Raw genomic sequence first — 25,315 nt, 5'->3', positions numbered from 1 at the left:
GCGACGACCCTAACAAGGCCCGGGACCCCGGTCGAGCGTCCACGCCGCCGGTCGCGGCGTCCGGCTACCAGGGTGGGCTCGGAAGTGCCGCCAGCCGCCGGAGCTGTCGTCACTGTCCCAGGGAGCGCCGTCCACGGTCACGGGGTGGGCCAGGTCGTCGGCGTCCGTGGCGTCCTCGGCGGGCAGGACGCGGCCCACGACGAACCAACCCGCGGGGACGGCGTCGGCGTCCGGGAAGGTCGCGAGCAACGCATGGTCGTCGCCGCCGGTGAGCACGTACCCGAGGGGGTCTCCCCCGCCGATCGCCGCCGCGACCGTCTGCTGGGCCTCCCCCACCTCGAAGGCGGAGCTGTCGAGGTCGATGCGGACGCCGGACGCGCGGGCCACGTGCCCGAGATCGGCCAGCGGCCCGTCGGAGCAGTCGATGAGGCTCGTGGCGCCGGCGTCCGCCGCCACGCGGCCCTGGCCGTAGGGCACCTCGGGCACGCGGTGGGCGCGGACGACCGCGCCCGGCGACCGGAACCCGCGGGCCAGCACCGCGAGGCCGGCGGCGGCCATGCCGAAGCGGCCGACGGCCGCCACCACGTCGCCCGGGCGGGCGCCGGAGCGCAGCAACGGGGGGCGTCCGCCGAGGTCGCCGAACACCGTGACGACCACCGCGATCGCGGCGCCCCGGGTCACGTCGCCGCCCATCAGGACGGCCCCGGCCAGGCCGCACTCCTCGGCGACGCCGCGGCCGAACTCCAGCACCCAGTCGGCTGGGGTGGCGGCGGGGCAGCTCAGCGCGACGACGATGCCCACCGGGCGAGCGGCCATGGCCTCCAGGTCGGCCACCGCCGAGCCGACGGCCTTGCGCCCCACGTCGTGCGGGCCCGACCACACCTTCTTGAAGTGGACGTCCTCCACCATCGCGTCGGTGGAGACGACGACGTCGCCGTCCGGGGTGAACACGGCGGCGTCGTCCCCGGGGCCGACGCGGAGGGCGTCCGAGGTGGCCAGGCCGGCGGTGAGCGCCTCGATGAGCCCGAACTCGCCGAGCTCGTCGACCGTGCGAGCCGCCATCAGCGCAGCCCCATGGGCCGGTGGAGGGCCAGCTCGATGAGTTCGGCGATGAGATCGGGGTACGCGAGGCCGGTCGCCTCCCACAGCTTCGGGTACATCGAGAGGTAGGTGAAGCCGGGCATGGTGTTGAGCTCGTTGACGAAGATCTCCTCGTCGGGGGTCACAAAGAGGTCGACGCGGGAGAGCCCTTCGGCGCCCATGGCGGTGAAGGTGCGCGCGGCGATCCGCTGCACGCGGGCGAGCAGGGCGTCGGAGAGGTCGGCGGGGACGTCGAGGTCCACCTGCCCCTCGGGGGTGTACTTGGCCTCGTAGTCGTAGAACGCGTCGGCGGTGTGCATGCGGATCTCCCCGGCCAGCGAGACCCGCGGCGGGCCGTCGAGTGAGTCGAGCACGGCGAGCTCGATCTCGCGGGCCCCCACGAAGCCCTGCTCGACGACCACCTTGGGATCCCAGGTGAGCGCGTCCTCGACGCAGGCCGCGAGCTCGTCGATGCCGGCCGCCCGCGAGATGCCCACCGACGAGCCGCCGCGCGCGGGCTTCACGTAGACGGGGAAGGCCAGGTTGTCCTCGATGCGCCGGGTCAGGCGCGCGGAATCCTCCGCCCAGGCGTGGGCCGTGACCGTGACCCACGGGCAGGTGGGCAGCCCGGCCGAGACCAACCCGGCCTTCATCAGGTCCTTGTCCATCGACATGGCGGACGCCGCCACCCCGGCCCCCACGTAGCGCAGCCCGTGCATCTCGAACAGCCCCTGCAGGGTGCCGTCCTCCCCGAAGGGCCCGTGCAGCAGGGCGAACACGACGTCGAAGTCGCGGGCGTCGACGAGCGTGTCGCCGTCCAGCGTCGCGATGCGCCCACCGCGGGCGGTGGGGACCAGGACGGCCGTCGGCCGGTCCTCGTCCAGGCGCGGCAGCCGGCCGTCCTCGACGGCGAGCGACGCCATCTCGTCGGTGGACACCTGCACCCACCGGCCCGAGGGCGTGATGCCGATGCCGACCACCTCGAACCGCTCGGCGTCGATCGCGCGCGTCACCCCGCCGGCGGTGAGGCAGGAGACGTCATGCTCGGAGCTCACGCCCCCGAAGATGATCGCGACGCGTGTGCGGGAGACCTGCCGCATGTGGAGTTCCTTTCGGATGGCTGCCACCACACCCTAGCGAGCGCCGACGCGGCGTAGGCTCACGGCTCGTGGAGGAGACACGCGCTGTGACGGTGGGCCCGCCGGTGGAGGGGGGCTGGCGCGTCGTCGACGACGCCGGGCGCCCCTTGGTGCTGGCCCGCAGTGCCCTGGACGCCCGCCTGGTCAGCCTGAGGACCGGTCAGCGCCTGATCGCCCGCATGCGAGCCGGTGCCATCGTGGCGGCGTCCCTCCCCTGACCCTCGTGCGGCAATGCCATCTGTATAGACACTGCGTATGGACGCGGGTAGTCTCACGCGCATGGCGCTCAGCATTCGCAACCGGGAAACCGAGCAGGCCGTCCGCGCGTTGGCCTCGCGCACCGGTCTGACGCTCACCGAAGCGATCGACATGGCCGTCCGGGCACAACTTGACCTCACCGACGTTTCCGATGAGGCACGCGCAATCCGCGAGGCCCACCTGCATCGCGTGTTCGACGCGTGGCGGGAGGACCTCGACGTCACTGCGCTGCTGAGTGACGACGACCTGTATGACGAGGACGGGCTGCCGCGGTGATCGTCGACACCTCGGCGCTCGTCGCCGTGCTTCGTGGAGAAGAGGCCGCAGCCTTGGTCCTGCGCGCCATGGCAGGCGAGGCGTCACACCAGATGAGCGCGGCGACGCGCGTGGAACTGGGGTTGGTGCTGGGCGGGCAGCTCTCCGAGGACGACATCGATCGCCGTCTCGCCGAGCTTGGGATCGACGTGGTGGCCTTCACGCCGAAACAGGCACGGCTGGCGTCCGAGGGGCACCGCCGCTACGGCCGGGGTCACCACCGTGCCCGGTTGAACCTGGGCGACACCTTCTCGTACGCGCTCGCGCGCGACACCGGGTTCACCCTCCTCTGCGTGGGCGACGACTTCCGGCGCACCGACCTGCCGGTCGCCCCGTAACGTCGTGACGACTCCAGCCCGCCCCGGTGATCGGCATTTGGACCCGAGGAAATGGCGCCATGGCGCCATTTCCTCGGGTCCAAATGCCAACTACCCCCTGTGAGGGGTCAGTCGGCGACCTTGGCGGGGAGGGTGGCGACCTTCCAGCTCGGGCGCTCCGCCTCGTAGGCGTCGATCAGGTGGGCGCTCTGCAGCGTGACACCGATGTCGTCGAGCCCGTTCAGGAGGCGGTGGCGGGTGTAGTCGTCGATCTCGAACGGGTGCACGTCATCGCCCGCGGTGATCGTGGTGTCCTCCAGCGACACGGTGAGCTCGGCGCCCGGCTCGGCCTCGAGGTAGGCCCACAGCTCCTCGACGACCTCCTGGGGCACGCGCGCCACCAGCAGGCCGGCCTTGCCCGAGTTGCCCCGGAAGATGTCGCCGAAGCGGCTGCCGATGACCACCTTGAACCCGTAGTTCTGCAATGCCCACACGGCGTGCTCGCGCGAGCTGCCGGTGCCGAAGTCCGGGCCCGCCACCAGCACCGATCCTGCGCGGTAGGCGTCCGAGTTCAGCACGAAGTCGGGATCGCCGCGCCAGGCGGCGAACAGGCCGTCCTCGAACCCCGAGCGCGTCACGCGCTTGAGGTAGACCGCCGGGATGATCTGGTCGGTGTCGACGTTGCTGCGCCGCAGCGGCACGCCAATGCCGGTGTGGGTGGTGAAGGCGTCCATGTCAGTTCTCCTCGAGGTCGGCCGGCGCGCTCAGCGTGCCGCGCACCGCGGTGGCGGCGGCGACGGGCGGCGACACCAGGTGCGTGCGTCCGCCCTTGCCCTGGCGTCCCTCGAAGTTACGGTTCGAGGTGGACGCCGAGCGCTCGCCCGGCTTGAGCTGGTCGGGGTTCATGCCCAGGCACATCGAGCAACCGGCCTCGCGCCACTCGGCGCCGGCGGCGGTGAAGACCTTGTCGAGCCCCTCGTCCATCGCCTGCTTGCGAACGCGCGCCGAACCCGGCACCACCATCATGCGGACGCCGTCGGCCACGCGGCGGCCCTCGATCACGGACGCCGCGAGCCGCAGGTCCTCGATCCGGCCGTTGGTGCACGAACCGAGGAACACGGTGTCGACCTTGATGTCGCGCATCGGCGTCCCGGCCGTGAGCGCCATGTACTCCAGCGCGCGCTCGGCGGCGGACTGCTCGACGGGGTCGGCGAAGTCCGCCGGAGCGGGCACCGCGTCGCCCAGGCCCACGCCCTGGCCGGGGTTGGTGCCCCAGGTCACGAACGGAGTCAGCGCGGCGGCGTCAATGTCCACCTCGGCGTCGAACACGGCGTCGTCGTCCGACCGCAGCGTGCGCCAGTACGCCACAGCGGCGTCCCACGCCTCGCCCTGCGGGGCGTGCGGGCGTCCCTGCAGGTAGGCGAACGTGGTGTCGTCGGGCGCCACCATGCCGGCCTTGGCGCCCCACTCGATGCTCATGTTGCAGATGGTCATGCGCCCCTCCATCGACATAGTCTCGATGGTGGTGCCGCGGTACTCGACGATGTAGCCCTGGCCGCCGCCGGTGCCGACCTTCGCGATCAGCGCGAGGACGACATCCTTCGGCGTCACCCCCTCGGGCAGCTCGCCGTTGATGTTGACGGCCATGCGCTTGGCCGGCGCTTGGTTGAGCGTCTGGGTGGCGAGCACGTGCTCCACCTCGGAGGTGCCGATGCCGAACGCCAGCGCCCCGAACGCGCCGTGCGTGGCCGTGTGCGAATCGCCGCAGACGATCGTCATGCCCGGCTGGGTCACGCCCAGCTGCGGACCGATGATGTGGACGATGCCCTGGTCGGCGTCACCCAGGCTGTGGATGCGGATGCCGAACTCCGCCGCGTTCTTGCGCAGCGTGTCGACCTGCAGCCGCGACACGGGGTCGACGATCGGCAGGGTGATGTTCTCGGTGGGGGTGTTGTGGTCCTCGGTCGCGAGCGTCAGATCCGGACGCCGCACCGGACGCCCCGCCAGCCGCAGGCCGTCGAAGGCCTGGGGGCTCGTCACCTCGTGCACGAGGTGCAGGTCGATGTAGAGCAGGTCCGGCTCCCCCGGTGCGCTCCGGACGACGTGGTCGGCCCACACCTTGTCGCTGAGGGTCTTCCCCATCTGTTCGTTCCTTCCCCTTGTACTGCAACAGGCAGCCTACGCCTTGCATGTCACGATCTGAGACGGCAGTATCAGAGTATGGACAGTACTTCAGGGGTGGGCGTCCTCGACAAGGCGGCCCAGGTGCTCACGGCCCTCGAGCAGGGGCCGACCACGCTGGCCGGCCTCGTCACGGCCACCGGGCTGGCCCGGCCGACCGCCCACCGGCTCGCCGTCGCGCTCGAACATCATCGGCTGGTGAGCCGCGATCTGCAAGGCCGCTTCGTCCTCGGCCCCCGCCTGACCGAGCTGGCCTCGGCCGCCGGCGAGGACCGGCTGCTCGCCACCGCCGGCCCGGTGCTGACGCGGCTGCGCGACATCACCGGGGAGTCGGCGCAGCTCTTCCGCCGTCAGGGCGAGTACCGCATCTGTGCCGCCGCCGCCGAGCGTCCGGCCGGTCTGCGGGACACCATCCCCGTGGGCACGCAGCTCACCATGAGCGCCGGCTCGGCCGCGCAGGTGCTGCTCGCCTGGGAGGATCCGGAACGCATCCAACGCGGTCTGACCCACGCGACGTTCTCCGCCGTGGCGCTCTCGACCGTGCGGCGCCGCGGCTGGGCGCAGTCCGTGGCCGAGCGGGAGCCAGGGGTGGCCTCGGTCTCCGCGCCGGTGCGCTCCCCCGCCGGCAAGGTGATCGCCGCCGTGAGCGTGTCCGGACCCATCGAACGCCTGTCGCGCCAGCCCGGACGCCTCCACGCCCCGGCCGTGATGGCGGCCGCCGAGCGTCTGTCCGAGGTGCTGCGCCGCACCGGAGGCGAGGGCTGAGCCCCGCACACCCCTGGAACCAAGAAGACCCTCTCCGCCATGCGGAGAGGGTCTTGTTCCTGGTAGCCCCGACGGGATTCGAACCCGCGCTACCGCCTTGAGAGGGCGGCGTGCTAGGCCGCTACACAACGGGGCCAGGCGCGCTTTCAACGCTTGGAAGACGTTACCAGAACCTGCTCGGTGACTCGAAATCGCCTCCCAGCAGGGGTACTAGGACTCGAACCTAGACTGACGGAATCAGAATCCGGCGGGCTGCCAATTACCCCATACCCCTTCATCCCCCCGAGCGGCTGGCTGGCCGGTTGCCCGACCCTCCGTCCCCTTGAGGAAACGCCGACCCTGCCGGGCCAGCGAGAGAACACTCTAGTCCAGATGACCGGCCACGCTCAAACCGGGCGACCCCCGGCGGGTCCCTTGCCCCCTGCGTTGCCCTTGCCCTGTCCCTTGCCCTGGCCCTTGATCTGTCCCTCGCCCCGTCCCTTGCCCTGGCGCCGCGCCGCCCGAGCGGGGGCGGCCGCAGTCAACCGCGCCGGCCGGACGCGGCGCGCGACCAGCCAGACGACCAGGGTGAACAGCCCGAAGCGCGCCACGTCCCAGCCCGCCCCGACCCAGGTGACCTCGGTGACGGCGCGCACCTGGGCCATCGAGGACGCCAGCGCCCCCAGGGTGAACGACGTGACGTTGTTGACGACGTGCGCGGCGATCGCCGCCTCCAGGCCACCCGTCCGCCACACCAGCCAGCCGGCCAGCAGGCCGAAGGCGAACCGGTCGAGCACCAGGGCCGCGTTCGTCGAGGAGTGGAACATCGTGAACACGGCCGCCGAGGTGACGATGCCGAACCACGGCGCCGCCACCAGCGACCCCAGCGCCTGCATGAGGTAACCGCGGAAGAAGTACTCCTCCGCGGCGGCCTGCAGGGGCGTGGTGAGGAGCATCACGAGCAGGAAGAGCCACCACCGCGGCTGCGGCGCCAGCTCCCAGCTCGGCCCGCCCGGGGCGGTGAGGTTCTGCGCGACCAGCACGGCGAGCAGCGTCACGACGGCGATGCCGAAGCAGAGGGCGAACCAGCCGGGGCGCAGGCGTCCGACCACCGACGACAGGAAGCGCGGGTGGCCGCGGTGGATCAACACCACGAGCAGCACGGCGATGGGGAGGAGCACGGCGAGCCCGAGATGGCTGACCACCAACCCGAACGGAACCTCGTAGGCGACGAGGAGCCGGTAGGTGGCCTCAAAGGTGTCCGGACGCCCGAGGGCCAACCAATACGCGGCGGCCAAGAGCTGCATCACCAGCGGCGCGGCCACGACGAACGACAGCAGCCCGAGCGCGACGCCGAGGACGCCCTGCGCCAGACCGGCGGTGCCCGTCCGGAGCACGTGGGGGTAGTCGACGGACGGCGGCACCGGCTCGCGTGGCCACCGCTGCAGACCGGTGGCGCCGCTCATGCCTCGCCGGCGGCGTCCGCGTCGGACTCGGCGGTGACCGGGTTGGAGAGGGTGCCGATCTGCTCGATGGTGACGTGCACCGTGTCACCGGGCTCGATCCGGCCGACGCCCTCGGGCGTCCCGGTGAGGATCACGTCACCCGGCAACAGCGTCATCACCGAGGAGGCGAACGCGACGAGCTCGGCGATGCCGTGGACGAGGTTCGCGGTGGTGGACGCCTGCCGCTCGATGGTGCGACCGCCCCGGGTGAGGGTGGCGCCGAGCGCGAGGTCGGACGCCTCGTCGAGGCTGAGGTGCGTGACGATCCAGGGGCCGAGCGGGCAGAACGTGTCGAACCCCTTCGCGCGCCCCCACTGGCCGTCGGCGGACTGCAGGTCGCGGGCGCTGACGTCGTTGGCACAGGTGTAGCCGAAGATGACCTCGGCGGCGCGCTCGGCCGGGACGTCCTTGCAGATGCGTCCGATCACCACGGCGAGTTCGGCCTCGTGGTCGACCGCCTTCGTCTGGGTCGGGTAGACGATCGGTTCGCCCGGGCCCACGACCGACGTGTTCGGCTTGAGGAACATCATCGGCGTGGCCGGCACGTCGTTGTCGAACTCCGCGGCGTGGGCGGCGTAGTTGCGGCCGATCGCCACCACCTTGCTGCGCGGGATCACCGGGGCCACGAGCCGCACGTCGTCCAGCAGCAGGCGCTCGCCGGTGTACTGCACGGCGGTCACGAGCGGGTCACCATTGAGCACGGAGACGGTGTCGGGGTGTTCGCCCCCGTCCTCGGGGAGCTCGACGGTGCCGTAGTGGATGTCGTCGTCGTGGACGAAGCGGGCGATACGCATGGGCTCAGGTTATCGGGGCCGGGAGGGGGAGCTGTTCGGCCGGGGTGATCTGGTAGTCGGCCATGTAGTCGAAGACGCCGCGCAGCTCGACCCGCGCCGGGTCGCGGTAGTAGGGCCGTTGGGCGGCGGGGAACTCCTCCCACGTGCCAGCGACGTCGAAGGCCCAGGTGAAGAGGTTGGCCGGCTCGTCGGCGACGGCGAACAGGCAACCGAAGCCGTGCCGCTCGCGGACGGCGACGATGCGGCGCCAGATCGCCAGAAACTCGGCCCACGACCCCGTGATGGCATAGCGCCGCATGATGGCGAGCCGGTCGGTGACGCCCTCGGTGAGGATTTCCGCGCGCACCGGGCGCACCAGCACGTTGCGGAACACGTGGGGGCGCAGGTGCTCGGCCAGCTCGACGTGCTCGGGGTCTGCGGCCAGGGATGCCTCCCCCGCCGCCGGATCGTCGTGGGAGTACAGCCAGGTGACCTTGGGTTCGGCGTGGGTTTCGACGAACGCCCGGTGCCACACGAACCCGTGCCGCCGGCGCAGCGCGACCTCCTCGGGCCACGCGGCCCGCCAGGTGTCGAGGTGGTGGGGCTTCACCGAGAACCGGTGCAGGACGAGGGTCACGACCGCCATCCTCCCAGCAGCCAGGCCGCGCACCGACGGTTTCTCGACAGTGAGTGGGCGCTCATTCGCGTGCTGAGCGTGGTTGCGCGACTGCTCGCGGATCGAGTGTCACGTTTTCGTCGCGCGGCTCTCCCGAGACGCTGTCGGCTGATCGTCTAGCGTGGCCGCCGGGAGGAGAAGCGATGCGCGTGGATCTGAATGCCGACTCCGGGGAGTCGTTCTCGAGCTGGGCGATGGGCGACGACGCCGCGATGATGGCGCTCGTCTCCAGCGCGTCGGTGGCCTGCGGGTTCCATGCCGGCGACCCCTCGGTGATGCGGGCGACGGCCGCCCTGGCTGCCCGGCACGGGGTCACCGTGGGCGCCCACGTCGCCTACCGCGATCTGGCCAACTTCGGCCGCGTCTTCGTCGACGTCGCACCCGGCGACCTCGTGAACGCGGTCATCTACCAGTTCGGCGCCCTGGACGCGCTGGCCCGCGCCGCCGGCACGCACCTCGCCTACTGCAAGCCGCACGGCGCGCTCTACAACGCCATCGTCCACCACGAGGTCCACGCCGAGGCCGTCGCAGTCGCCCTGGCCGAGGTGCGCCCCGGGCTGCCGGTGCTGTGCCTGCCGAACTCCGCGATCGCCCGCGCCGCCGAGGCCCACGGGCTGCGCCCGGTGTTCGAGGCGTTCGCCGACCGCGCCTACACCCCCACCGGCACCCTGGTCAGCCGCCGCGAGCCGGGCAGCGTTCTGCACGACCCCGCCGCCATCGCCGGCCGCGTCGTTCAGATGGTCACGCAGGGCACGGTCGAGGCCATCGACGGCTCGCTCGTCTCCCTGGCCCCCGAGAGCGTCTGCGTCCACGGCGACACCCCCGGAGCGGTCGCCATCGCCCGCGCGGTGCGCTCCGCCCTGGATGACGCCGGCGTGCAGGTCGCCGCCTTCGCATGAGGATTCGGCCCTGCGGCGACCGCGCCTTCCTCGCCGAGCTGGACTCGTTGGACGCGGTGCTCGCCCTCCACGCCGCGCTGGCGACCCGGCGCCCGGCCGGGGTGGTCGACCTCGTCCCGGCCGCGCGCACGCTGCTGGTCCGCGCCGCCGATCCGGACGCCGCCGCGGCGGCCCGCGCCCTCATCGCCACTCTGGACCTGACGGCCGCCCCCCAGCGCGACGACGCGCTCGTCGAGATCCGCGTGCACTACGACGGGGCCGATCTCGCCGACGTGGCCCAGGCGACGGGCCTCAGCGTCGACGCCGTGGTCGCCGCGCACACCGGCCAGGTCTGGACCGCGGCGTTCGGGGGCTTCGCGCCCGGCTTCACCTACTGCGTCGGCGAGAACGACTCCCTCACGGTGCCGCGCCGCGCCACGCCCCGCACCTCGGTTCCGGCGGGCGCGGTGGGCCTGGCCGGGGAGTTTTCGGCGGTCTACCCTCGCGCCACCCCGGGGGGCTGGCAGCTGATCGGCACCTCACCGGACGTGCTGTGGGACGCCGCCCGCACCCCGCCCGCGCTGGTCGCCCCGGGCAACCGCGTGCGCTACGTCGCGGCGCGCGAGGCGGTGACGCTGCGCCCCACCCCCGCCGAGAAGGCTGCGGCCCGTCCCGTGCCCCTAGACCAGGGCCTGGAGATCCTCACCACCGGGGCGCAGGCGCTGGTGCAGGATCGCGGCCGGCCCGGGTTCGCCGATCTGGGCGTCTCCGCCTCCGGCGCGACCGACCGGGCGTCGGCGGCCGCCGCGAACACCCTCGTGGGCAACCCACCGGACGCCGCCCTCATCGAGTGCGTGGCCGACCCGTCGAGCGACGCGCTGGCCGTCCGTGCCCGGGAGACCCTGCTCGTCGCCGTGACCGGCGCCTCCGTCCGGCTCACCCTCACCGGGCCCGCCACCTGCGCGGAGCCGCCCGCCGACACCCCGCTGGTGCTGCACGCCGGGCACACCCTCACCCTCGGGGAGGCGGATGCCGGCCTGCGCGCCTACCTGGCGGTGCGCGGCGGCCTCGCCGCCGAGCGGGTGCTCGGCTCGGCGGCCACCGACCTGCTCTCCGGGGAGGGTCCGGCACCCCTACGCCCCGGCGACGTGCTCGCGGCCGGCCGCACGACCGGCCTCGCCGCGGTCCCGCTGGCCCGGCACGCCACCCCATCCCTGCCCCGCCATCTCGACGCCCGCGTCCACCTCGGCCCGCGTGACGACTGGTTCACCCCCGACGCGCTCACCTCGTTCCTGGCCCAGCGCTGGACGGTCACGCCTCGCTCCAACCGCATCGGGATGCGGCTGGCGGGTGATCCCCTGACCCGGGTCGTCACCGGCGAACTCCGCTCCGAGGGCGTCGTGGCGGGCGCCGTCCAGGTACCCGCCGACGGCCAGCCCGTGGTCTTCGGCCCCGACCACCCCGTCACCGGCGGCTACCCCGTCATCGCGGTGGTGGCCGACGCCGATATCGACCGCCTCGCCCAGCTCCCACCCGGTTCGACGGTGCGGTTCGTCCGCGCCGACTGAGCGGCGCGCGCCTGCCATACTCGCCTCCATGAGCACTTTCGACGTCGTCGACCTGATCCGCACCAAACGCGACGGCGGCGTGCTGTCCGACGACGAGATCCGCTGGCTCATCGACGCCTACACCGCCGGAACCGTCGGTGATGAGCAGATGGCTGCGATGGCGATGGCGATCTTCTTCCACGGCCTGGACGCCCGCGAGCTGCCCACCTGGACGACGGCGATGATCGAGACCGGCGAGCGCATGGATTTCAGCTCCCTGTCGCGCCCCACGGCCGACAAGCACTCCACCGGGGGCGTCGGCGACAAGATCACGCTCCCCCTCGCCCCGATCGTCGCCGCGTGCGGCGTCGCCGTGCCGCAGCTCTCGGGTCGGGGCCTGGGGCACACCGGCGGCACGCTCGACAAGCTCGAGGCGATCCCCGGCTGGCGCGCCGATCTCGACAACGCCGCGATGCTGCGGCAGCTCGAGGAGGTCGGCGCGGTGATCTGCGCGGCCGGCTCGGGCCTCGCGCCGGCCGACAAGAAGCTCTACGCGCTGCGCGACGTCACCGGCACCGTCGAGGCGATCCCGCTCATCGCGAGCTCCATCATGAGCAAGAAGATCGCCGAGGGCACGGGCGCGCTGGTGCTCGACGTGAAGACCGGCGCGGGTGCCTTCATGAAGACCCGCGAGCGCTCCGCCGAGCTGGCCCGCACGATGGTCGAGCTGGGCACCGCGGCGGGCGTCACGACCGTCGCCCTCGTCACGGCCATGGACGCCCCGCTCGGCCGCTCGGCCGGCAACGCCGTCGAGGTCGCGGAGTCGGTCGAGGTGCTGGCCGGCGGCGGCCCGGCCGACGTCGTCGAGCTCACGCTCGCGTTGGCCGCCGAGATGCTCGCGGCGGCGGGGGTGGACGCCGACCCGGCTGCGGCGCTGGCGTCCGGCCGCGCGATGGACACCTGGCGGGCGATGATCCGCGCCCAGGGCGGCGATCCAGACGCCCCGCTGCCCACCCCGAAGCACGTGGAGGTCGTCACCGCACCCGCCTCGGGCGTCATCCAATCCCTGGACGCCCTCGCCGTCGGCGTCGCCGCCTGGCGCCTCGGTGCCGGACGGGCCCGCAAGGAGGATCCGGTGCAGGACGCCGCCGGGGTCACCTGGACGGCCGGGGTCGGCGACACCGTCACGCAGGGGCAGCCGCTGTTCGAACTGCACACCGACACCCCCGAGCGCATCGACCGGGCCCGCGAGGCGCTGGCCGACGCGGTCGTGATCGGCGCGGACGCCGCAGAGCCAGGGCCGGTCGTGCTGGAGCGCATCGCCGCGCCGTGAGGCGGCGCGCGGAGGGCGCACGCGACCGGCCCTCACCGCGCGTCAGTTCTTGGCGTAGATGCCGCCGCCCTTGTCCAGGCGGCGCTGGCGCTGCCAGTCGTCGAAACGGTTCGGGTGGCGCACCTTGATGGTGCCCAGGGCACCCTTGCCGCGCACGACCAGGAGGGGTTCGCGTCCGACCGGCCGGGTGTCGACGACGCTCTTGATGGTCCCGAGGCCCTTCTCGACCCGGCTCACGTCGGCGCCCCAGCCGTCGGGGACGATGAGGATCGCGTCGCCGGCGCCACCGTGCACCACCACGTCGACGATCTCGGAGGTCAGCCGCGCGTCCACGAAGTTGAGCTTCACGTTGGACGCCACCGGGTGCAGCTCCAGGAACGGCGGCACCTCCCACGGGCCGGCGCGCACCACGTCGTCCCACCGGGCCGTCAGCACCAGCGGATCCTGCCACGCCCAGCCCGGCTCACCGGCGCGCTGCCGGGCCTGCAGCGCCGCGGTGTTCACCACCAGCTCCACGTCGGTCGGCGGCAACAGATCGGCCAGCAGCGGGCGCAGGTCGTCGCGCGTGCGCGCGGCCAGGGCGCCCTCGATGCGGCCGTCCAGCTCTTCCAGCGTGAGCCGGCCGTCGGCGGCGGCCTCGCGGAGCGTCTCGACCGCCTGCTCCCGCTCGGCGTGGCCGATGCGGATCGCGCCGGAGTCCGGGGTGCTCATGACGCCAGACTACCCAGCGGGCCGGCGGCGTCCTGCCGGACCGATGTCATCAACTGCCCAACCGTTCCTGCTCAACGGACGCCGGCCGGCTCGGCCGCGTGGTGGGGCAGCAGCCCCCACAGGTAGGCGTCGTGCAGGGCCTCCCAGGACGCCTCCACGACGTTGGTGCCGACACCCACGGTCGTCCAGGTGCGGTCACCGTCGCTGGTGTCGATGAGGACGCGGACGATCGCGTCCGTGCCGTGCCCCATCTCGATGATGCGCACCTTGTAGTCGATCAACTCGAACCCCTCGACGGCCTTGAACGCCGGCGTCAGTGCTTGCCGGAGCGCGATGTCGAGCGCGCTGAGCGGGCCGAACGCCTCGCCGACGCGGCTCGTCACCCGCTCGCCGACGGCCACCTTCACCGTCGCCTCGGAGTCGCCCTCCTCGGTGGGCTCGCTCGAGGTGAGCACCCGCCACTTCTGCACCGCGAACGGCGCCTCCAACTCGCCGAGCTCGTCGCGCAGCAGCAGCTCGAAGCTCGCGTCGGCCGACTCGTAGCTGTACCCCGCGGCCTCGCGCTGCTTGACGCGATCGGTGATGCGGGCCGCCACCTCGCGGTCGGAGAGGTCGAAGCCCAGCTCGTCGCCCTTGAGCTGGATGTTGGCGCGCCCCGCCATGTCCGACACCAGCATCCGCATGTCGTTGCCCACGAGCGTCGGGTCGGTGTGCTGGTAGAGGTTGGCGTCCACCTTGATGGCGGACGCGTGCAGCCCGGCCTTGTGCGCGAACGCGGAGTGACCGACGTAGGGCTGCCGCGCGTTGGGGGCGACGTGGGTGACGGCGGCCACCGCGTGCGAGATGGACGTCGCCTTGGCCAAGTTTTGGTGCGGCACCACGCTCCAGCCGTACTTGAGCTGCAGGTTGGCCATCACGGTGACGAGGTCCGCATTGCCGGTGCGCTCGCCGTGGCCGTTCATGGTGCCCTGCACGTGCATGGCGCCGGCGTCGACCGCGGCGAGGGTGTTCGCGACCGCGCAGCCGGTGTCGTTGTGGCAGTGGATGCCCAGGTCGACGCCCACGGCGCCGGCGGCGCTCACGATCTCACCCATCCAGGTGGGCAGCATGCCGCCGTTGGTGTCGCACAGCACGACGACCTCCGCGCCGGCGTCCGCCGAGGCCCGCACCACCTCGAGCGCGTAGGACGGGTTGGCGCGGTAGCCGTCGAAGAAGTGCTCGCAGTCCACGAACACCCGCCGGCCCTCGCCGGTGAGGAACTGCACGGTGTCGGTGATCATGGCCAGGTTCTCGGTGAGATCGGTCCGCAGCGCACGGAAGACGTGCTCGTCGTGACTCTTGGCCACCAGGCAGACGACCTCGGTCTGGGCGTCCACCAGGGCGCGGGTGAGCGGATCGCTCGACGCCTTGCCGCCGACGCGGCGGGTGGCGCCGAACGCCGCCAGCTTCGCGTGCTCCAGCTCGAGCTCACCGGACGCGGCCGCAGCGAAGAAGGCGGTGTCGTTGGGGTTGGCGCCGGGCCAGCCGCCCTCGATGAAGTCGACCCCCAGCTCGTCCAACAGTCGGGCGATCTTGAGCTTGTCGGCGACCGTCAGCCGCAGGCCCTCCTGCTGGGCGCCGTCGCGCAACGTGGTGTCGTAGAGGTGGAACGCGTCGGGGGCGACGGGGAGGGTCGTCATCGTCCGTCCTTCGTGGGTCTCGCGGTGGTCCGGGCGGCGCCCGGTCAACCTGTCGATGATCGCCCATCGCGTCTTGCCCCTCGACTCCGCGTCTCGCCGGGCGAGACGGGCGGGCCGCGCCGGGTTGTCACCCGGGCGTGCTAGAACGGAGGCATGGCTGAGACCAACCTCCGTGGAAACCCCGTGCACACCTCCGGCGAACTGCCCCCCGTGGGCAGCCCCGCCCCCGCCTTCACCCTCGCCGGCGCCGACCTGTCCGACGTGACGCTGGCCGACCACGCGGGGCGCCGCGTCGTGCTCAACATCTTCCCCAGCGTCGACACCGGCGTGTGCGCCACCAGCGTGCGCCGCTTCAACGAGCTGGCCGCCGGGCTGCCCGACACGACCGTCCTGTGCGTGTCGGCCGACCTGCCCTTCGCCCTGGCCCGGTTCTGCGGCGCCGAGGGCATCGACAACGTGGTCACCGCGTCCACGTTCCGCTCCTCGTTCCCCCACGACTACGGCACCGCGCTGGTGGACGGCCCGATGGCCGGCCTCAACGCCCGCGCCGTCGTGGTGGTGGCCGCCGACGGCACCGTCGCCCACCGCGAGCTCGTGCCCGAGATCGGCCAGGAGCCCGACTACGACGCGGCCATCTCCGCCCTGGGCTGAGCCCGTCTCCTGCCCCGGAGCCCCGCGGTCCCGCGTCGCGCCGCCGCGGCGCGGGGCCACGTGGCTATGCTCGGGGGGCAGACCTGAAGGGAGCCCGCCCGATGCCCGATCTCGCCGACCGGATCAGCCGCGGGGCCGTCGCGGCCCTCGACCTGGCCCCCTTCGACGACCGCTTCGCCCGCCTCTCGCGCCAGGTGCTCGCCGGCGGCGCCTCACGCTTCTCCCGCGTGGTCGCCGACGACGAGCCGGTGCAGTACGTGGTGCCCGTCGGCCTGCCGCACGAACGCATCGACTACGGCGCGCTCGTCATCCAGACCACCCGCGCCGGTGTCGTGTGGCGGGACGCGGGCGGCGTCGACCACCACCGCGTCGCCGACCTCGGCGGCCAGGACGCCCACTTCTCCGGGCTCACCCTCGGCGGGGAGCAGTGGGTGCGCTTCGACATCGGGGACGACTTCACCGTGCTCGTCCCCCCCGTGTCCTCCCCCGAGCTGCGCCGGACCGTCGCGCGGCTCCTCGACGCCCGCCCCGGGACGGCACGCACCGGCACCGTCCCCGAGCCGGAACGCGAGCCCGCCCCCGTGGTGGTGGCCACGCCCGAACCCCAGGAGCCCGTCGAACCTCAGGAGCCGGCCGTCGAGCCCGAACCGGAGTCCGTCTGGCAGCCCGACGAGGCCCCGGTGGACGCCGACGCCACGCAGGCGATGCCGGTTGCCGAGCCGGACGGCGACGGGGTGCCGCCGGAGCAGGCCGGCTCGGACGCCGACCAGACCGTCGCGCTCGACCCGGACGCGCCGGACCCCGACCAGACCGTCGCGCTCGACACGGGCGCACCGGACCGGGATGTGCCGGCCCCGGATGTGCCGGACCCGGATGCCACCGTCGCGCTCCAGGCGGCACCCGTCGGCGCGGGCGCGACGGCCGCGATGCCCGCCCCGGCGCCGGAAGCCCCCCGTCCGGAGGATGACGAGGTGGAGCTCTACCGTGCCGAGGACCGCCAGCCCGGGGTGTCTCCCCTGCCTGCAGCCACGCGGGCTCCCCTGGGGGACGACCACGCCCAAGCCGTGGCGGCACCCCCGGCCCACGACCGGCTCACCCCGACCCGCCCCGTCGCCGCACCGGCCTCGGCGTCGCCGGGCATGTCACTGACCCTGCGAGGCTTCTTCATCGGCCTGGCCGCCGCGCTGGTGGGGGGCGGGCTCGCGTTGGCGATCCGGCTCCTCGCCGGCTGACCCGGTCGTCGTCGCAGAGCCCCCGGAACTCCCCCGCCCCAGGCGACGCCGCTGGCTGGCCCTGACGGCCAGGGCGCCCACCGCAGTGACCCCCAGCCCGGTGCCGACCCACAGCGCGCGCTCATCATGGCCCCCGCCGGCGGCCGGCGTCGCGGCGGCGGGATCCATGGCGCCCGCCGTGGGTGAAACCGCTGAGGTGGCGGGTGTGGTGGACGCGGTGGAGCTGACAGCGCCGCCAGCCGGCGCCGAGGTCGGTGTCGGGGTCGGAGTCGGTGTTGGGGCCGGGGCGGGCGCCAGGAGCGCAGCGGCCGCGGGAGCCAGCTCGGTACGCACCAGGGGGTACAGGGCGTCGCCGGGGCAGGCGGTCAGGGACATGTCGCGATGGGCGGCGACGGCGTCCGTGGTGACGTCGACGCCGCGGGCCCAGCGGTTCGACCCGCGGGAGGTGAACGTGACCGGCGCGCCCAGGTCGATGCCGTCGCGCTGGGCGAGCCAGGCCAGCAGCGCGGCCATGGCGTCCATCGCCGCGGGCGGCGGGGGCGCGGCGGCGAAGTCGCCGAGGAAGCAGCAGAGCTGCGCAAAGCCCTGCGAGCCCCCGGACGCGTCCCCACGCACCGGGCCGGCGAGGCTGCCCTGCCGGCCCTCCCAGATCCCACCGAACCGGTCGACGATGAAGTTGTACGCCACGTCCGGCCACGCGCGCTCCGGCCCGGTGTGGAAGGCGAACACCGACTGCAGCTGCCGCGCTACCCCCTCGGCGTCATACGTGTTCGACGTCGCGGTGTGGTGCACCAGGAGGAACCGCGGGGCCTCCTCGATGGCGAGCGCCCCGCGTGGCGCCCGGCCGTTCGCCCAGGCTTCACGGGGTGCGATGTCGGGCCGCGATCCGGGCCGCAGCGGTGCCGCGGCGGCGGCGTCCGCCCCGACGACGAGCGGGGTCAGCGCCATCCCGGCGAGGACGCGGCGGCGGGAGAGCTGCACGCCTCAGTCGCCGACCCTGCGCGGGTAGCACTGGTTGCGGTCACTGATGCCGAGGTCGTCGCACACGGCGACGGCGGCCTGGGAGCTCGCGGCACCCGGAACGGCGACGACCCAGTAGTCGGGGGTGAAGCCGAACGCGTTGCTGTCCAGGACGACCGGGCGGTGCTGCTCGTTGCCCATGCCGGCCGCCTGGGCCATCGCCTCCTCAGCCGAGACCGAGGCCTGCGGCAGCGACCGCAGCACGGTCACGAACGTCCCGGCGGGCAGCTCCGTGACGACGCCCGCAGGGGGCGCGGACGCGCTCGGCGTCGCCTCCGGGGTGGGCGTCGGCGAGGCGGTGGGCGTGGGTGAGGGCGTGGTCGCGCTCGGCTCGGGGGCCGGCGAGGTGGCGTCCGGTGTGGTGGCGACCGGTGTGGTGGCGTCCGGCGTGGTCGCCACCGTCGGGGAGGTGACGGGGTCGGGCGCGGGCTCGGCGGTGCGCGGCACGAGCTGGAGCCACGCGAACACCACCACGAGGATGCCGACCACGGCACCCAACGCGACGCCGAGCGCGAGGTTGCCGCGTGGGGCGGGAGCGTTACTGGTCATCGTGCCCTCCTGTTCAGACGACGCGGCGGAGCCACCCGTGCCGGTCCTCCGACCGACCGTACTGGATGTCCAGGATCGCGTCGCGGAGGCCGAGCGTGCGGGTGAACGACTGCTCGGCCAGGCGCCACTCGCCGTGGTGGCTCTTGAAGCCCGCGATGGGGCTGATGACGGCGGCGGTGCCGCAGCAGAACGCCTCGGTGAAACGGCCGGACGCGATGCCGCCCAGCACCTCGCTGGCGCTGAGCCGCTCCTCGCGGGGCGTGAGACCGAGATCCGCGGCAACGGTGAGAATCGAGTCGCGGGTGACGCCGTCCAGAATCGTGCCGGTCAGCTCGGGGGTGATGAGGTCGCCGTCGGCGCTGATGAGGAAGATGTTCATGCCGCCGAGTTCCTCCACCCGGTCCTTGCCCGCCGGCTCGATGAACATCACCTGCGTGCAGCCGTGCTCATAGCCCTCATACTGGGCGACCAGGCTGGCGGCGTAGTTGCCCCCGCACTTGGCTGCTCCGGTGCCGCCGATGCCGGCGCGGGCCCACTCGTCGGTGACCCAGATGTCGATGCCTGCCACCCCGGCGGCGCCGAAGTACCGGCCAGCGGGCGAGGCGATGACGTAGAACGTGACGCCCTCGGCCGCGCGGATCCCGAGGAACGGTTCCGAGGCGATCATGAAGGGGCGGATGTAGAGGCTCTGTTCTCCGTTCGCCTCCGGCACCCACGCGGCGTCGACGGTCACGAGCTGGCGGACGGCCTCGATGAAGTCGTCGGCCGGCAGGTGGGGCAGCATGAGCCGGTCGGCCGAGGTCTGCAGCCGGGCGGCGTTCTTCTCGGGGCGGAAGAGCCAGATCGACCCGTCGGCGTGCCGGTAGGCCTTGAGTCCCTCGAAGATCTCCTGCGCGTAGTGGAAGACGGCGGCCGACGGGTCCAGCGTGATCGGGCCGTAGGGCAGCACCGCGGCGTCGTGCCAGCCGCGCTCCTTCGTCCAGGAGATGCGCACCATGTGGTCGGTGAAGTGCACCCCGAAGCCGGGGTCGGCCAGGACGGCGGCGCGCTCCGCGTCCGTCCGGGCGGCGGTGCTGCGCTGGATCTCGAAGGAGAGGGACATGGGCGTCAGAATACCGCTGCGCGGGCGTCACCCCTGAGACGCCCACGCCGCCACGGACGCGGCCACCGGTAGGCTGGGCCGACGTGACTGACCCCAAGCAGACCCTGGCCGCGAAGCAGACCCTGGCCGTGATCGGTGGAGACGGCATCGGCCCCGAGGTGGTGGCCGAGGGCCTCAAGGTGCTCACCGCCACCGTCGGCGACGCGGCGTTCGACCTCGTGCCCTACGACCTGGGCGCCCAGCGTTGGCAGCGCACCGGCGAGGTGCTGCCCGACTCGGTGCTCGAGGAGTTGCGCGGCGTGGACGCCATCGTCCTCGGCGCCGTCGGCGCGGCGCCCGGCTCGACGGCGATCCCGTCCGGCCTGTTGGAGCGCGGGCTGTTGCTGAAGCTGCGTTTCGCGTTCGACCAGTACGTGAACCTGCGCCCATCCAAGCTGTACCCCGGCGTCGTCACCCCGCTCTCGGACGCCGTCGTCGGCCGGGGGCCCATCGACTTCGTGGTCGTGCGCGAGGGCGTCGAGGGCCTGTACGCCGGCGTCGGTGGCTCGATGGCCACCGGGACCGCCTTCGAGGTCGCCAACGAGGTGTCGGTCAACACCGCGCGCGGCGTCGAGCGCGTGGTGCGGGACGCCTTCGAGCGCGCCCTGCGCCGCCGCAAGAAGGTGACGCTCGTCCACAAGCACAACGTGCTGGTGAATGCCGGCGGGCTGTGGAACCGGCTGTTCACCGCCGTGGCGCAGGAGTACCCCGATGTCACCACCGACTACCTGCACGTGGACGCCACGATGATCATGCTGGTGCAGGATCCGCAGCGCTTCGACGTCATCGTCACCGACAACCTGTTCGGCGACATCATCACCGACCTCGCGGGCGCCGTCACCGGCGGCATCGGGCTGTCCCCCTCGGCGTGCATCAACCCCGAGGGGACGAACCCGTCGATGTTCGAGCCCGTGCACGGCTCCGCGCCCGACATCGCCGGGCAGGGCGTCGCCGACCCGACCGCCACGATCAGCTCCATGGCCCTGCTGCTCGACCACCTCGGACGCCCCGAGGACGCCGCCCGCATCGAGACGGCCGTGGACGCCGACGTGGCCGAGCGCGGGGCGTCCCGCCGCTCGACGAGCGCGATCGGGGACGCCATCGCGGCGCGCGTCTGACGCCGTTCAGGCCGCGCGCGCGTCCTCGTCCCGGCGGGGATTCGGCGCGGGGGCGTCCGGCTCGCGCGTCCTCCAGAATGTGTGCCGCTCGCCGAACACCCAGCCGCGGACCCACCAAGTGAGCTCCACCAGCGCGGCACCCACCAGCCCGCACAGCAGCCCGACGGCCATCATCGGCCGATTGGACGTGTCGAGCAGGAAGAGGTGCTGGGTGGTCGCGTTGAGGAAGATGAGCGCGTACGCCCCGAACGAGGCCGCCACCAGCGCCACGCGCCACCACTCGTAGGGCCGCGCCACGACGGCGAGCACCCACGTGGCCGCGATGATGAGACAGGACAGCGTGGCCGCGGCCACCTGCTCGCGGACGAGTTCGTCCGCGGTGCCCGTGGGGGGCAGCACCAGCAGGTAGGTGGTGAAGGTGGCCGCCGCGACGATGGTGCCGGCGGGCAGCCCGAGCCGCATGACCCGCTGGACGAATCCCGGTCGTGCGCGCTCGTGGTTCGGCGCCAGGGAGAGCAGGAAGGCCGGGATGCCGATCGTGAACCAGCCGGTGATCGTGACGTGGATCGGCTGGAAGGGGAACGGCAGCCGCCACAGCACGACGAGCAGCGCGAGCACCGCCGAGTAGACCGTCTTGGTGAGGAAGAGGTTGGCGACCCGCTCGATGTTCCCGATGACGCGGCGCCCCTCGGCCACGACGTGCGGCAGGGTGGCGAACCGGTCGTCCAGCAGCACGATCTTGGCGACCGAGCGGGTGGCGGAGGACCCAGAACCCATGGCGACGCCCAGGTCGGCGTCCTTGAGGGCGAGCACGTCGTTGACGCCGTCCCCCGTCATCGCCACCGTGTGCCCCTCGGCCTGCAGGGCGTGCACCATGCCGCGTTTCTGCTGCGGGCTCACCCGGCCGAAGACGCTGTGGGTGGTAACCGCCTCGCCGAGCCGCTCGGGCGAGGTGAGACCCCGCGCGTCGACGGGCGGCCCGGCATCGAGACCCAGCGCACCGGTCACCGCTGCGACCGAACCCGCGTTGTCACCTGAGATGACCTTCACGTCGACGCCCTGCTCGGCGAAGTAGGCCAGGGTCTGCGCGGCGTCCGGGCGGACGCGCTGTTCCAGGACGACCAGCGCCACCGCGTCCACGGCGCCGGGGGCGTCCCCGGCGTCGACCGGAACCGCGGTGCGCCCCAGCAGCAGCACCCGCAGGCCGGTGACCGCGATCTGCTCGGCGCGCGCCGCGGCGGCGGCGTCCCCCAGCACGTCCGGCGCGCCGAGCACCCAGGAGCCCTGCTCGGCGAAGGTGACGCCCGACCACTTCTTCGCCGACGTGAAGGGGGCACGGGCCTGCGGCGTCCACAGGCTGGCCGGCTCCCCCACCTCCTCGGCGATGGCCTGCAGGGAGGCGTTGGGGTGCGGGTCGGCGGCGGCGAGCTGGGCGAGGGCGGCCCGGATGCGGGAGGCGTCCACGTCGGCCAGGGCGACGATGTCGCCGCAGCGCATGCCGTTCTCGGTCAGCGTGCCGGTCTTGTCGGCGCAGACCACGTCCACGCGGGCGAGCCCCTCCAGGGCGGGCAGCTCCTGGACGAGGCACTGTCGCTTGCCGAGGCGGACGACGCCGAGAGCGAACGCCATCGAGGTGAGGAGGATCAACCCCTCGGGCACCATCGGCACCAGGGCGCCGGCCATGCGCAGCACGGCCTGGCGCCAGTCGGAGCCGGTGTAGAGGAGCTGGACGATCACCGTGGCGATCCCGACCGGGATGAGCAGCCAGGTGATGAATCTGAGGATCCGGTTGATGCCGCCCTGCAACTCCGAGCGCACCAACGTGAAGCGGGACGCCTCGGCGACCAGCTGGGCGGCGTAGGCGTCCGCCCCCACCTTGGTCGCGCGGTAGACGCCGGCCCCCGACACCGCGAAACTGCCCGAGAGGACGGCCTCGCCGGCGCCCTTGGGCTCCGGGTCGGACTCGCCGGTGAGCAGCGACTCATCCACCTCCAGGTAGTCGGCCTCGACGATCTCCCCGTCCACCACCACCTGGTCCCCCGGGGTGAGCACGATGAGGTCGTCGAGCACGATCTCGTCGCGCGCGACGCGCGCCTCGCCCGTGCTGCGTCGCACCAGCGGCCGGGCCTCACCCAGCACCGCGAGACTGTCCAGCGTTCGCTTGGCACGCAGCTCCTGGATGATGCCGATCGCCGAATTCGCGATGATGAGCAGCCCGAAGGCGCCGTTGATCCACGAGCCGGTGGCGAGCACGATGACGAGCAGCACCGCAAGAATGGCGTTGATCCGCGTGAACACGTTGGCGCGCACGATCTCGCCGACGGTGCGGCCGCTGCGGGGCGGCAGCGTGTTCACCTCCCCGCGGGCCACGCGGGCGGCGACGTCCTCCGGGCTCAGGCCGGCGCTGGCGGCCGTGGTGCTGGTCACGCGGGCCAGCATGCCAGAGGGGCGCCGCGCGGCCCACGATCTGGGGCAGGCGACACCAGGCGCCGCTCCGATTCCGACCTGGAGTCGCGACCCAGCTCCTCCTGGGGACGGAGCCGGCACGCCGCCCCACCCGCCACGCTTCTGAGAATCTTTCAGATTTCTCTTGGGTTTCGCTCAGTATGGTCCTACTCTGGCGCCGTCAGGGCACACCGGAGGGTGGCCCGCCAACGATGAAGGACGCAACGACATGAACAAGACCTCCCGGCGCGCAGCCGCCCTCGTCGCCGCCGCCGCCGTGGGCTTCGGCACCCCCGTGCTCGCCGCCACTCCCGCGCAGGCCGCCTCCGTGTGGGACGCCGTCGCCCAGTGCGAGTCGGGTGGTCGCTGGAACATCAACACCGGCAACGGGTACTACGGCGGGCTGCAGTTCAGCAGCTCCACGTGGCGCGCATACGGCGGTCGCGAGTTCGCCCCCAACGCCCACCAGGCCACCCGGGAGCAGCAGATCGTCATCGCGCAGCGCACGCTGGCGGGCCAGGGCCCGGGCGCGTGGCCGACTTGCGGCAAGCGGGCCGGCCTGACCCGCGCCAACGGCGGTGCCGCGTCCGCCAGCGCGGCGACCACCGCCGCCGCCCCGACGGCATCGACCACGACCGCGCGCACCGCCACCACCACCCGCTCGGCCGAGCGGGCGGCGACGCCGGCCGCCACGGGCAAGGTCGTCACCGTGAAGCGGGGCGACACGCTCGCCAGGATCGCCCGCGCCCACGGCGTGTCCGGCGGATGGCGGACCCTGTGGGAGCTCAACCGCTCCACCATCGCCAACCCGAACCGCATCAGCGTCGGCCAGCAGGTCGTCATCGGCTGAGGCCCCACGATCCCGTCGGTGCCGGCTCCCCCATGGCCGGCGCCGACGGCCCCCCTCCTCCAACGAACCAGGGCACCCCGCAGCTGCGGGGTGCCCTGGTTGGTTGTCCGGTGCGTGCCGGACGTGGCTGCGGCCGCGTCAGCGCGCGGCGTGGCCCTCGACGTAGTCGTCGTCGTGGCTCTTGACCCACGCCATGAGCTTGCGGAGTTCCTTGCCCGTCTTCTCGATCGGGTGCGCCTCGGCCTTCTCGCGGAAGGCGGTGAACTCCGGGGCGCCGGCGTCCTGGTCGTCGATGAAGCGCTGCGCGAACGCGCCCGACTGGATGTCGGTGAGCACGTCCTTCATCGACGCCTTGACCCGCTCGTCGATGACGCGCGGCCCGGACACGTAGTCGCCGAACTCGGCGGTGTCGGAGATGCTCCACCGCTGCTTGGCGATGCCGCCCTCGTACATGAGGTCGACGATCAGCTTGAGCTCGTGCAGGCACTCGAAGTAGGCGACCTCGGGCTGGTACCCCGCCTCGATCAGCGTCTCGAAACCGGCCTGGATGAGGGCGGACGCGCCGCCACAGAGCACAGCCTGCTCGCCGAACAGATCGGTCTCGGTCTCCTCGGTGAACGTGGTCTTGATGCCACCGGCCCGCAGGCCACCGATCGCCTTGGCGTAGCTGAGCGCGAGCGGCCAGGCCTCGCCGGAGGCGTCCACCTCGACGGCCACGATCACGGGGACGCCCCGGCCCTCCGCGTATTCGCGGCGGACGAGGTGCCCCGGGCCCTTCGGGGCGACCATGCAGACGTCGACACCCTCGGGGGCGGTGATGTAGCCGAACCGGATGTTGAAGCCGTGGGCGAAGAACAGGGCGTCGCCAGGCTGCAGGTGCGGCTCGATCTCCTCGGCGTAGATCTTCCGCTGGTGCTGGTCGGGGGCCAGGATCATGATGAGATCGGCCTCGGCGGCGGCGTCCGCGACGCTGACCACCCGCAGACCCTCGGCCTCCGCCTTGGCCGCGCTCGAGCTGCCCTCCCGCAGGCCGACGCGGACGTCGACGCCGGAGTCACGCAGGCTCAGCGCGTGGGCGTGGCCCTGGCTGCCGTAGCCGATCACGGCGACGGTGCGGCCCTGGATGACCGACAGGTCGGCGTCGTCGTCGTAGAACATCTCTGCCATGGATGT

Annotated in this window: 25 protein-coding genes and 2 tRNA genes; 11 read left to right on the top strand and 16 right to left on the bottom strand. The window is 72.9% G+C overall.

From position 1 onward, the window contains the following. Positions 1–9: 9 nt before the first annotated feature. Positions 10–1,062 carry a thiamine-phosphate kinase gene (locus tag PCC79_RS07300; protein ID WP_232548096.1) on the bottom strand — a complete coding sequence of 351 codons (1,053 nt, stop codon included), beginning with the start codon at positions 1,060–1,062 and terminating at the stop codon, positions 10–12. Beyond that, a complete protein-coding gene (locus PCC79_RS07295) occupies positions 1,062–2,180 on the bottom strand; it encodes a D-alanine--D-alanine ligase family protein (RefSeq protein ID WP_232548097.1) in 1,119 nt (372 codons plus the stop codon). The genes PCC79_RS07300 and PCC79_RS07295 overlap by 1 nt, the downstream gene beginning before the upstream one ends. Positions 2,181–2,248: 68 nt before the next feature. On the opposite strand from PCC79_RS07295, the gene PCC79_RS07290 reads away from it, so the two are divergent. The 3 genes from PCC79_RS07290 to PCC79_RS07280 all read left to right on the top strand — a co-directional run bounded on the left by PCC79_RS07290 (position 2,249) and on the right by PCC79_RS07280 (position 3,130). Beyond that, a complete protein-coding gene (locus PCC79_RS07290) occupies positions 2,249–2,437 on the top strand; it encodes a hypothetical protein (RefSeq protein WP_342373421.1) in 189 nt (62 codons plus the stop codon). A gap of 61 nt (positions 2,438–2,498) precedes the next feature. Beyond that, a complete protein-coding gene (locus PCC79_RS07285) occupies positions 2,499–2,753 on the top strand; it encodes a type II toxin-antitoxin system VapB family antitoxin (protein WP_232548099.1) in 255 nt (84 codons plus the stop codon). After that, the gene (locus PCC79_RS07280; protein WP_232548100.1) at positions 2,750–3,130 is read left to right on the top strand and encodes a type II toxin-antitoxin system VapC family toxin; all 381 of its coding nucleotides are present in this window, start codon (positions 2,750–2,752) and stop codon (positions 3,128–3,130) included. The genes PCC79_RS07285 and PCC79_RS07280 overlap by 4 nt, the downstream gene beginning before the upstream one ends. A gap of 107 nt (positions 3,131–3,237) precedes the next feature. Here PCC79_RS07280 and leuD read toward each other — a convergent pair whose 3' ends face one another. Together leuD and leuC are read right to left on the bottom strand one after the other, a co-directional pair. After that, positions 3,238–3,843, bottom strand: coding sequence for a 3-isopropylmalate dehydratase small subunit (gene leuD, locus PCC79_RS07275; RefSeq protein ID WP_342373420.1), 606 nt, complete (start codon positions 3,841–3,843; stop codon positions 3,238–3,240). 1 nt (position 3,844) lies between these two features. Then, entirely contained in the window at positions 3,845–5,251 is a 1,407-nt protein-coding gene (gene leuC / locus PCC79_RS07270) for a 3-isopropylmalate dehydratase large subunit (protein WP_342373419.1), read from the bottom strand. Positions 5,252–5,329: 78 nt separating this feature from the next. On the opposite strand from leuC, the gene PCC79_RS07265 reads away from it, so the two are divergent. Next, positions 5,330–6,055, top strand: coding sequence for an IclR family transcriptional regulator (locus PCC79_RS07265; protein ID WP_232548103.1), 726 nt, complete (start codon positions 5,330–5,332; stop codon positions 6,053–6,055). Between the two features lie 60 nt (positions 6,056–6,115). Here the strand turns inward: PCC79_RS07265 and PCC79_RS07260 are convergent. From PCC79_RS07260 to PCC79_RS07240, 5 genes are all read right to left on the bottom strand, one after another. Then, positions 6,116–6,191 (bottom strand) — tRNA-Glu (locus PCC79_RS07260). A gap of 66 nt (positions 6,192–6,257) precedes the next feature. Then, positions 6,258–6,329: transfer RNA gene (locus tag PCC79_RS07255), tRNA-Gln, on the bottom strand. A 112-nt stretch (positions 6,330–6,441) separates the two neighbouring features. Continuing rightward, positions 6,442–7,500 (bottom strand): CPBP family intramembrane glutamic endopeptidase, encoded by a 1,059-nt coding sequence (locus PCC79_RS07250; RefSeq protein ID WP_342373418.1) that lies wholly within the window; start codon positions 7,498–7,500, stop codon positions 6,442–6,444. Beyond that, positions 7,497–8,333, bottom strand: a complete 837-nt coding sequence (locus PCC79_RS07245) for a fumarylacetoacetate hydrolase family protein (RefSeq protein WP_342373417.1) — start codon at positions 8,331–8,333, stop codon at positions 7,497–7,499. The genes PCC79_RS07250 and PCC79_RS07245 overlap by 4 nt, the downstream gene beginning before the upstream one ends. A 4-nt stretch (positions 8,334–8,337) precedes the next feature. Next, positions 8,338–8,949 (bottom strand): hypothetical protein, encoded by a 612-nt coding sequence (locus tag PCC79_RS07240; protein ID WP_342373416.1) that lies wholly within the window; start codon positions 8,947–8,949, stop codon positions 8,338–8,340. Positions 8,950–9,131: 182 nt separating this feature from the next. On the opposite strand from PCC79_RS07240, the gene PCC79_RS07235 reads away from it, so the two are divergent. The 3 genes from PCC79_RS07235 to PCC79_RS07225 are packed head-to-tail and all read left to right on the top strand — an operon-like array spanning position 9,132 to position 12,746. Beyond that, positions 9,132–9,887 carry a LamB/YcsF family protein gene (locus PCC79_RS07235; protein ID WP_232548107.1) on the top strand — a complete coding sequence of 252 codons (756 nt, stop codon included), beginning with the start codon at positions 9,132–9,134 and terminating at the stop codon, positions 9,885–9,887. Continuing rightward, positions 9,884–11,434 carry a 5-oxoprolinase/urea amidolyase family protein gene (locus PCC79_RS07230; RefSeq protein WP_342373415.1) on the top strand — a complete coding sequence of 517 codons (1,551 nt, stop codon included), beginning with the start codon at positions 9,884–9,886 and terminating at the stop codon, positions 11,432–11,434. Before PCC79_RS07235 ends, PCC79_RS07230 begins: the two co-directional genes overlap by 4 nt. A gap of 28 nt (positions 11,435–11,462) precedes the next feature. Beyond that, on the top strand, positions 11,463–12,746 hold the full coding sequence (locus tag PCC79_RS07225; RefSeq protein WP_342373414.1) for a thymidine phosphorylase: 1,284 nt from the start codon (positions 11,463–11,465) through the stop codon (positions 12,744–12,746). Positions 12,747–12,788: 42 nt separating this feature from the next. Here PCC79_RS07225 and PCC79_RS07220 read toward each other — a convergent pair whose 3' ends face one another. Together PCC79_RS07220 and cimA are read right to left on the bottom strand one after the other, a co-directional pair. Then, complete coding sequence (locus PCC79_RS07220) at positions 12,789–13,457, bottom strand: DUF1707 domain-containing protein (RefSeq protein ID WP_342373413.1); 669 nt, start codon at positions 13,455–13,457, stop codon at positions 12,789–12,791. 71 nt (positions 13,458–13,528) lie between these two features. Then, the gene (gene cimA, locus PCC79_RS07215; RefSeq protein WP_342373412.1) at positions 13,529–15,136 is read right to left on the bottom strand and encodes a citramalate synthase; all 1,608 of its coding nucleotides are present in this window, start codon (positions 15,134–15,136) and stop codon (positions 13,529–13,531) included. Between the two features lie 153 nt (positions 15,137–15,289). Here cimA and tpx point away from each other — a divergent pair, with 153 nt between their 5' ends. Continuing rightward, a complete protein-coding gene (gene tpx, locus PCC79_RS07210) occupies positions 15,290–15,787 on the top strand; it encodes a thiol peroxidase (RefSeq protein ID WP_232548112.1) in 498 nt (165 codons plus the stop codon). 101 nt (positions 15,788–15,888) lie between these two features. Continuing rightward, complete coding sequence (locus PCC79_RS07205) at positions 15,889–17,019, top strand: hypothetical protein (protein ID WP_342373411.1); 1,131 nt, start codon at positions 15,889–15,891, stop codon at positions 17,017–17,019. Here PCC79_RS07205 and PCC79_RS07200 read toward each other — a convergent pair. From PCC79_RS07200 to PCC79_RS07190, 3 genes are read right to left on the bottom strand one after another with little or no spacing between them, the layout of a single operon-like run. Beyond that, the gene (locus PCC79_RS07200) at positions 16,930–18,000 is read right to left on the bottom strand and encodes an N-acetylmuramoyl-L-alanine amidase (protein WP_232548114.1); all 1,071 of its coding nucleotides are present in this window, start codon (positions 17,998–18,000) and stop codon (positions 16,930–16,932) included. The genes PCC79_RS07205 and PCC79_RS07200 overlap by 90 nt on opposite strands. Before the next feature lie 3 nt (positions 18,001–18,003). Continuing rightward, complete coding sequence (locus PCC79_RS07195) at positions 18,004–18,588, bottom strand: hypothetical protein (protein ID WP_342373410.1); 585 nt, start codon at positions 18,586–18,588, stop codon at positions 18,004–18,006. Positions 18,589–18,601: 13 nt separating this feature from the next. Continuing rightward, a complete protein-coding gene (locus tag PCC79_RS07190; protein WP_232548116.1) occupies positions 18,602–19,690 on the bottom strand; it encodes a branched-chain amino acid aminotransferase in 1,089 nt (362 codons plus the stop codon). An 83-nt stretch (positions 19,691–19,773) separates the two neighbouring features. On the opposite strand from PCC79_RS07190, the gene PCC79_RS07185 reads away from it, so the two are divergent. Beyond that, entirely contained in the window at positions 19,774–20,847 is a 1,074-nt protein-coding gene (locus tag PCC79_RS07185; RefSeq protein ID WP_342373409.1) for a 3-isopropylmalate dehydrogenase, read from the top strand. A gap of 6 nt (positions 20,848–20,853) precedes the next feature. Here PCC79_RS07185 and PCC79_RS07180 read toward each other — a convergent pair whose 3' ends face one another. Beyond that, positions 20,854–23,274 carry an HAD-IC family P-type ATPase gene (locus tag PCC79_RS07180; RefSeq protein WP_342373408.1) on the bottom strand — a complete coding sequence of 807 codons (2,421 nt, stop codon included), beginning with the start codon at positions 23,272–23,274 and terminating at the stop codon, positions 20,854–20,856. 247 nt (positions 23,275–23,521) lie between these two features. Here PCC79_RS07180 and PCC79_RS07175 point away from each other — a divergent pair, with 247 nt between their 5' ends. Then, positions 23,522–24,142 carry a transglycosylase family protein gene (locus tag PCC79_RS07175; protein WP_269779161.1) on the top strand — a complete coding sequence of 207 codons (621 nt, stop codon included), beginning with the start codon at positions 23,522–23,524 and terminating at the stop codon, positions 24,140–24,142. Positions 24,143–24,280: 138 nt separating this feature from the next. On the opposite strand, the gene ilvC is transcribed toward PCC79_RS07175, so the two are convergent. Then, complete coding sequence (gene ilvC / locus PCC79_RS07170; protein ID WP_342373407.1) at positions 24,281–25,309, bottom strand: ketol-acid reductoisomerase; 1,029 nt, start codon at positions 25,307–25,309, stop codon at positions 24,281–24,283. Between the last annotated feature and the right edge of the window lie 6 nt (positions 25,310–25,315).

The organism is Propioniciclava soli, from assembly GCF_038502305.1.
Taxonomy (GTDB): domain Bacteria; phylum Actinomycetota; class Actinomycetes; order Propionibacteriales; family Propionibacteriaceae; genus Propioniciclava; species Propioniciclava soli.
The sequence above is the reverse complement of the archived record's forward strand: the minus strand, read 5'-3'. Positions and strand labels throughout refer to the sequence as shown.

Coding starts and splice junctions, on each gene's coding strand:
- PCC79_RS07265 (WP_232548103.1), top strand. CDS start 5,330: ATGGACAGTACTTCAGGGGTGGGCGTCCTCGACAAGGCGGCCCAGGTG.
- PCC79_RS07230 (WP_342373415.1), top strand. CDS start 9,884: ATGAGGATTCGGCCCTGCGGCGACCGCGCCTTCCTCGCCGAGCTGGAC.
- PCC79_RS07205 (WP_342373411.1), top strand. CDS start 15,889: ATGCCCGATCTCGCCGACCGGATCAGCCGCGGGGCCGTCGCGGCCCTC.
- PCC79_RS07175 (WP_269779161.1), top strand. CDS start 23,522: ATGAACAAGACCTCCCGGCGCGCAGCCGCCCTCGTCGCCGCCGCCGCC.
- PCC79_RS07195 (WP_342373410.1), bottom strand. CDS start 18,588: ATGACCAGTAACGCTCCCGCCCCACGCGGCAACCTCGCGCTCGGCGTC.
- cimA (WP_342373412.1), bottom strand. CDS start 15,136: ATGACGACCCTCCCCGTCGCCCCCGACGCGTTCCACCTCTACGACACC.
- PCC79_RS07235 (WP_232548107.1), top strand. CDS start 9,132: ATGCGCGTGGATCTGAATGCCGACTCCGGGGAGTCGTTCTCGAGCTGG.
- PCC79_RS07295 (WP_232548097.1), bottom strand. CDS start 2,180: ATGCGGCAGGTCTCCCGCACACGCGTCGCGATCATCTTCGGGGGCGTG.
- leuC (WP_342373419.1), bottom strand. CDS start 5,251: ATGGGGAAGACCCTCAGCGACAAGGTGTGGGCCGACCACGTCGTCCGG.
- tpx (WP_232548112.1), top strand. CDS start 15,290: ATGGCTGAGACCAACCTCCGTGGAAACCCCGTGCACACCTCCGGCGAA.
- PCC79_RS07285 (WP_232548099.1), top strand. CDS start 2,499: ATGGCGCTCAGCATTCGCAACCGGGAAACCGAGCAGGCCGTCCGCGCG.
- PCC79_RS07250 (WP_342373418.1), bottom strand. CDS start 7,500: ATGAGCGGCGCCACCGGTCTGCAGCGGTGGCCACGCGAGCCGGTGCCG.
- PCC79_RS07225 (WP_342373414.1), top strand. CDS start 11,463: ATGAGCACTTTCGACGTCGTCGACCTGATCCGCACCAAACGCGACGGC.
- PCC79_RS07190 (WP_232548116.1), bottom strand. CDS start 19,690: ATGTCCCTCTCCTTCGAGATCCAGCGCAGCACCGCCGCCCGGACGGAC.
- PCC79_RS07300 (WP_232548096.1), bottom strand. CDS start 1,062: ATGGCGGCTCGCACGGTCGACGAGCTCGGCGAGTTCGGGCTCATCGAG.
- PCC79_RS07245 (WP_342373417.1), bottom strand. CDS start 8,333: ATGCGTATCGCCCGCTTCGTCCACGACGACGACATCCACTACGGCACC.
- PCC79_RS07220 (WP_342373413.1), bottom strand. CDS start 13,457: ATGAGCACCCCGGACTCCGGCGCGATCCGCATCGGCCACGCCGAGCGG.
- leuD (WP_342373420.1), bottom strand. CDS start 3,843: ATGGACGCCTTCACCACCCACACCGGCATTGGCGTGCCGCTGCGGCGC.
- ilvC (WP_342373407.1), bottom strand. CDS start 25,309: ATGGCAGAGATGTTCTACGACGACGACGCCGACCTGTCGGTCATCCAG.